Source organism: Streptomyces sp. NPDC057486, from assembly GCF_042802415.1.
In the GTDB taxonomy this organism is placed as follows: Bacteria; Actinomycetota; Actinomycetes; order Streptomycetales; family Streptomycetaceae; genus Streptomyces; species Streptomyces yanii.
This window is the reverse complement of the sequence record NZ_JBHVEE010000129.1, coordinates 21,509-27,536: the sequence shown is the minus strand read 5'-3', so window position 1 is coordinate 27,536 and position 6,028 is coordinate 21,509. Positions and strand designations below refer to the sequence as shown.

Genomic DNA, 6,028 nt, shown 5'->3' with positions numbered 1-6,028 from the left:
GCCCCGGGCCGAAGCCCGGGGCGCCCCCCTTCCGTACAGTCGCCGCCCGATCAGCCGTGCGTACGCAGCAGCGTCCGCATCGTCCGCATGGCCACCGACAGGTTCGCCAGGTCGAACGCGTCCGACCCCCGGATCTCCTCCAGTGTGGAGCGCGAACGCGTCAGGATCGCCGCGTTCTTCTCCTCCCACGCCTCGAACCGCTCCGACGGCGTCGACGTCCCGTTGCCCACGCCCAGCACATCCGCGGTGAGCGCGGCATGCGCGGCGTACAGGTCCTCACGGATGGAGGCGCGGGCCATGGACTGCCAGCGGTCGCTCCGCGGCAGCTCGATGATCCGGTCCATCAGCTGGGTGATGCCCAGCCGGTCCGCGAGGTCGTAGTAGACCTCGGCGACGGCGAGCGGGTCCTTGCCGACGCGCTCGGCGATCGCCACGATGTCGAGCGCCGGGAAGGCGGAGGAGAACCCGGCGACGCGCTGCGCCAGCTCGTCCGGGACGCCCGCCTCGGTGAGCTCTTCCAGGATCGACTGGTACCACTCCTCGTCGGCGCCCTTCAGCATCTTGGGCAGCTCGGCCCAGACCTGGTCGACACCGTCCTTGAAGAAGCCGATCGTCCCGGCGATCTCCAGCGGCTGCGGCCGGTTGCCGAGCAGCCAGCGCGAGCCGCGCTCGACGAGCCGGCGCGAGTGCAGCCGGATCCGGGTCTGCACATCGGCGGCGACCTTGTTGTCGAGCGCCTCGACGGCGTCCCACACCTGGCCCAGGCCGAAGATCTCGCGGGCTGCGGCCTGCGCCCGCACGATCTCCTCGATCGATGCGCCGGTCTCTTCCCGCAGCCGGTGCAGGAAGGTCGAACCACCGGTGTTCACCGTGTCGTTGACCAGCACCGTGGTGATGATCTCGCGACGCAGCGCGTGTCCGTCGACCGCCTCGGGGAACTGTGCGCGCAGCTGATCCGGGAAGTAGGCGTACAGCAGCTTCTGCAGGTACGGGTCGTCCGGCAGGCTGGTCCGGATCAGCTCGTCGGACGTGGTGATCTTCGTGTAGGCCAGCAGCACGGCGAGCTCGGGCTGAGTGAGCCCCTTGCCGCTGTTCAGCAGCTCCCGGATCTGCCGGTCCGCGGGCAGGAACTCCAGCGCGCGGTCCAGGTGTCCGTCGCGGCCCAGGCGGCGCATGAAGCGCTGCTGGGCGTGGAGCAGGGAGGCGGACTGGGTGGCGGAATTCGCGAGCGCGGTGTTCTGCGCGTAGTTGTTGCGCAGCACCAGGCGGCCGATCTCGTCGGTCATGTCCGCGAGCAGCTTGTTGCGCTGCTTGACGGTCATGTCGCCGTCCCGGACCAGTCCGTTGAGCAGGATCTTGATGTTCACCTCGTGGTCGGAGGTGTCCACACCGGCGCTGTTGTCGATCGCGTCGGTGTTGATCCGGCCGCCGCCCCGGGCGAACTCGATCCGGCCGAGCTGGGTCGCGCCGAGGTTGCCGCCCTCGCCGACGACCTTGGCCCGCAGGTCCTGGCCGTTGACGCGGATCGCGTCGTTGGCCTTGTCGCCGACATCCGCGTTCGACTCGGCCGACGACTTGATGTACGTACCGATGCCGCCGTTCCACACCAGGTCGACGGGCGCCTTGAGGATGGTCTGCATCAGGTCGGCGGGCGTCATCTTGGTGACCCCCGACTCGATGCCGAGCGCCTCGCGGACGTGCGCGTTGACCGGGATCGACTTCGCGGTACGGGGGTGGATGCCGCCGCCCGCGGAGAGCAGGTCCTTGTTGTAGTCGGCCCAGGAGCTGCGCGGCAGGTCGAAGAGGCGGCGCCGCTCGGCGTACGAGGCGGCGGCGTCCGGGGTCGGGTCGAGGAAGATGTGCCGGTGGTCGAACGCGGCGACGAGCCGGATGTGCTCGGAGAGCAGCATGCCGTTGCCGAACACGTCACCGGACATGTCGCCGACGCCGACGACCGTGAAGTCCTCGGTCTGGGTGTCGTGACCGAGCTCGCGGAAGTGCCGCTTCACGGACTCCCAGGCGCCGCGGGCGGTGATGCCCATGCCCTTGTGGTCGTAACCGGCGGAACCGCCGGAGGCGAACGCGTCGCCGAGCCAGAAGCCGTACCCGACGGCGACCTCGTTGGCGATGTCGGAGAAGCTCGCGGTGCCCTTGTCGGCGGCGACGACGAGGTACGTGTCGTCCTCGTCGTGGCGCACGACGTCGACGGGCGGCACGACCTCGCCGGCCACCAGGTTGTCGGTGATGTCGAGCAGCGCCGAGATGAATGTCCGGTACGAGGCGATGCCCTCGGCCATCCAGGCGTCACGGTCGACGGCCGGGTCCGGCAGCTGCTTGGCGACGAAGCCGCCCTTGGCGCCGACCGGCACAATGACGGTGTTCTTCACCATCTGCGCCTTGACCAGGCCGAGGATCTCCGTACGGAAGTCCTCCCGCCGGTCCGACCAGCGCAGACCACCGCGGGCGACCTTGCCGAAGCGCAGGTGCACACCCTCGACGCGCGGCGAGTACACCCAGATCTCGAACGCCGGGCGGGGCGCCGGAAGGTCCGGGATGGCCTGCGGGTCGAACTTCATCGAGACGTACGCGTGCGGCTTGCCGCCGTCCGTCGTCTGGAAGAAGTTCGTGCGCAGGGTCGCCTTGATGACGGTGAGGAAGGACCGCAGGATCCGGTCCTCGTCGAGCGAGGCGACCTGGTCGAGCGCCCCGTCGAGCTCTTCGAGGAGACCGTCGATCAGCTCCGTGCCGGCGCTCTGCCGACCGGGCGACATCCGGGCCTCGAAGAGGGAGATCAGCAGCCGGGTGGTGTGGACGTTGTTACGGAGGGTGTCCTCCATGTAGTCCTGGCTGAAGGTCGAACCGGCCTGCCGCAGGTACTTCGCGTAGGCACGCAGCACCATCGCCTGCCGCCAGCTCAGACCGGCACCGAGCACCAGGGAGTTGAAGCCGTCGTTCTCGGCCTGCCCGGTCCACACCGCGGCGAACGCGTCCTGGAATCGGTCGCGGGCGTCGTCGGCGAGGTAGGTGCCGCTGCCGTTGACCTGCGGCATCCGCAGCCCGAAGTCGTAGATCCAGGCATGCGTACGGTCCGCGCAGCGCAGCTCGTACGGCCGCTCGTCGACGACCTCGACCCCGAGCCGCTGGAGCGCCGGGAGAACGGCGGAGAGGGAGACCTGCTCACCCGTACGGTAGATCTTGAAGCGACGCTCACCGGGGCCGGCGCCGACCGGCTCGTACAGGCTGAGCGCGAAGTCCTTCTCGTCCTTCTTCAGCGCTTCGAGGTGGACCAGGTCGGCGACGGCTGCGCGCGGCGTGTGGTCGGCCTTGTAGCCCTCGGGGAACGAGTGACCGTAGTGGCGCAGCAGCTCGGCGGCGCGCTCCTCACCGCACTCGGCGTTCAGCGCCTCCTGGAAGCCGTCGGCCCAGGAACGGGCGGCCTCGACGAGACGCGCCTCGATGCGGTCGGCCTCGGCGTCGGTCAGGTCGGGCAGCTCGGTGCCGGGTGCGACTCGGACGACGAAGTGCAGCCGGGAGAGGATCGACTCGGTGTTCCAGGCGGTGAAGTCGACGCTGGTGCCGGCGAGCTCCTCCTTCAGGATGTCGATCAGCCGGAGCCGCACACCGGTGGTGTAGCGGTCGCGCGGCAGGTAGACGATCGCGGAGTAGTAGCGCCCGTACTCGTCCTGGCGGAGGTAGAGGCGCAGCCGTCGCCGCTCCTGGAGGTACAGCACGGACGTGACGATGGAACGCAGCTGGTCGACGGGCGTCTGGAAGAGCTCGTCGCGCGGGTACGTCTCCAGGATCTGCAGCAGATCGCGTCCGTCGTGGCTGTTGGGCGAGAAGCCCGCGCCCTCCAGCACCTCGGCGACCTTGCGGCGGATGACGGGCACCCGGCGCACGGACTCGGTGTAGGCGGCGGACGAGAACAGTCCGAGGAAGCGGCGCTCACCGATGACGTTGCCGTCGGTGTCGAACTTCTTCACGCCGACGTAGTCGAGGTAGCTGGGGCGGTGCACGGTGGACCGGCTGTTCGCCTTGGTGAGGATCAGCAGCTTGTGCTCGCGGGCCTTGGCGCGGGCGTCGGCGGGCAGCCGGTCGAAGGACGGGCTGACCGGGTGCGCCTCGTCCTCGCTGTGGTGCGGGTCGGAGCGGAGGATACCGAGGCCGGTGCCGGGGACGGCGGCCAGCGCGTCGCTGTCCTTCAGCTCGTACTCGCGGTAGCCGAGGAAGGTGAAGTGGTCGGCGGCGAGCCAGCGCAGCAGCTCCCGGGCCTCGTTGACCTCTTCGTCGGCAAGCTCGTCGAGCGGCTCGCCGGGCAGGTCGTCGGCGATGCGCAGCGCGGCGTCGCGCATCTTCTCCCAGTCCTCGACGGTCTCCCGTACGTCGGACAGCACGCGGAGCAGATCCAGGGAGATCTGCTTCAGGTCGGAGCGGTCGGTCTCGCGGTCGATCTCGACGTGGATCCAGGACTCGACGAGCGCGTCGTGCGGCAGCGTGTGCGTGGTCCCGTTGGCACCCTTGCGGCCCTGCTCGCCGGCGGAGAGGCCGTTGCCCTCGGCGAGGACCTCGATGAGCTTGCCGGTGACATCGCGGCGGACGACGACCTGCGGGTGGATCACGACATGGATGCCGCGCCCCTGCCGGGACAGCTCATTGGTGACGGAGTCGACCAGGAACGGCATGTCGTCGGTGACGACCTCGACGACGGAGTGGCTGGACGTCCAGCCGTTCTCCTCGACGGTCGGGGTGTGCACCCGGACGTTCGCGGTGCCCTGCGGGCGGTTCTCCGCGAGCCGGTAGTGGGAGGAAGCAGCACCGAAGACATCGACCGGGTCGCGGCCGGCGAGGTCCTCCGGAGCGGTGTGCAGGTAGTAGCGCTGGAGGTACGAGAGCAGCACGTCCGTGCTCGGACGCTCGTCCTGCCCGGCCCCGGTGCCCACAACGTGCACCCGGGGGGTACCGCCCGGGCCGCCGACACCACCGCCCGGAACGTTGTCAGCTACCCGGGCCGCCCGTGCGAGCAGCTCGGCCTTGGCTTCGTCCAGCTTGGTCTGCATGTCCTCTGGCTCCTGTCGCGCGCCGTTGCGTGACGTAGGTGAAAAAAGCGACGTACCGCCACGACACGGGGTTTCCGGTCTGACTCGACGCTATGCCGCTACGAGAGATGCCCGGGACCATATTGGCCATTTTTGGCAGCGGGTCCGGGACGAGGGGATCAGTGATCGCCCGGGCACGGTGGCACTCCGGGCGCAGGCCGGGGGCTTCGCTGCCCCCGAGGCGTATCGCGCTGATCACGGGGTCCAGGCTATCTCGCCCGTACCCGGAACCGTCATGAGCCGTATGTGTACAAAAGAAGGCCCCGAACTTTGACACTCTGGACAGCGCGCAACGGGCAGATGCACGCTTGACGAAGATGTCCGCGCGAGGGGAGCCCGCATCATGGCACCGAAAGTCCTGATCGTCACCGGCGACGCCGCCGAGTCCCTGGAAGTCCTGTACCCGTACCAGCGGCTGCGGGAGGAGGGGTACGACGTCCACATCGCGGCCCCCGCCCGCAAGACGCTCCGCTTCGTCGTCCACGACTTCGAGCCCGGCTTCGACACGTACACCGAGAAGCCCGGCTACACCTGGCCGGCCGACCTGGCGTTCTCCGAGGTCGCCCCCGGAGACTACGTCGCCCTGGTCGTCCCCGGCGGGCGCGCCCCCGAGTACCTGCGCAACGACCCCGAGCTCCGCAAGATCCTCAAGGCCTTCTTCGACTCGGACAGGCCGGTCGCCCAGATCTGCCACGGCCCTCTGCTGACGGCGGCGATCGGCGAACTGAGCGGCCGCCGCGTCACGGCCTACCCCGCACTGGAACTCGACATGCAGGCGGCGGGTGCCACCTTCGAGGACCATGAAGCGGTGGTGGACGGCACCCTGATCTCGTCCCGCGCCTGGCCGGACCACTCGGCCTGGATGCGCGAGTTCCTGAAGGTCCTGCGCACGAAGGCCCCGGCGAACTGAAGCCCGGGCGGGCCGAGGCCCC

2 protein-coding genes are annotated in these 6,028 nt (G+C 69.4%); one reads left to right on the top strand and one right to left on the bottom strand.

Annotated elements, in window-relative coordinates; all coding sequences use genetic code 11:
* Positions 1-50: 50 nt before the first annotated feature.
* Entirely contained in the window at positions 51-5,057 is a 5,007-nt protein-coding gene (locus tag ACFU6I_RS38330) for an NAD-glutamate dehydrogenase (protein WP_384375917.1), read from the bottom strand.
* Between the two features lie 382 nt (positions 5,058-5,439).
* Here ACFU6I_RS38330 and ACFU6I_RS38325 point away from each other — a divergent pair, with 382 nt between their 5' ends.
* A complete protein-coding gene (locus tag ACFU6I_RS38325; protein ID WP_384041629.1) occupies positions 5,440-6,006 on the top strand; it encodes a DJ-1/PfpI family protein in 567 nt (188 codons plus the stop codon).
* Positions 6,007-6,028: the final 22 nt, after the last annotated feature.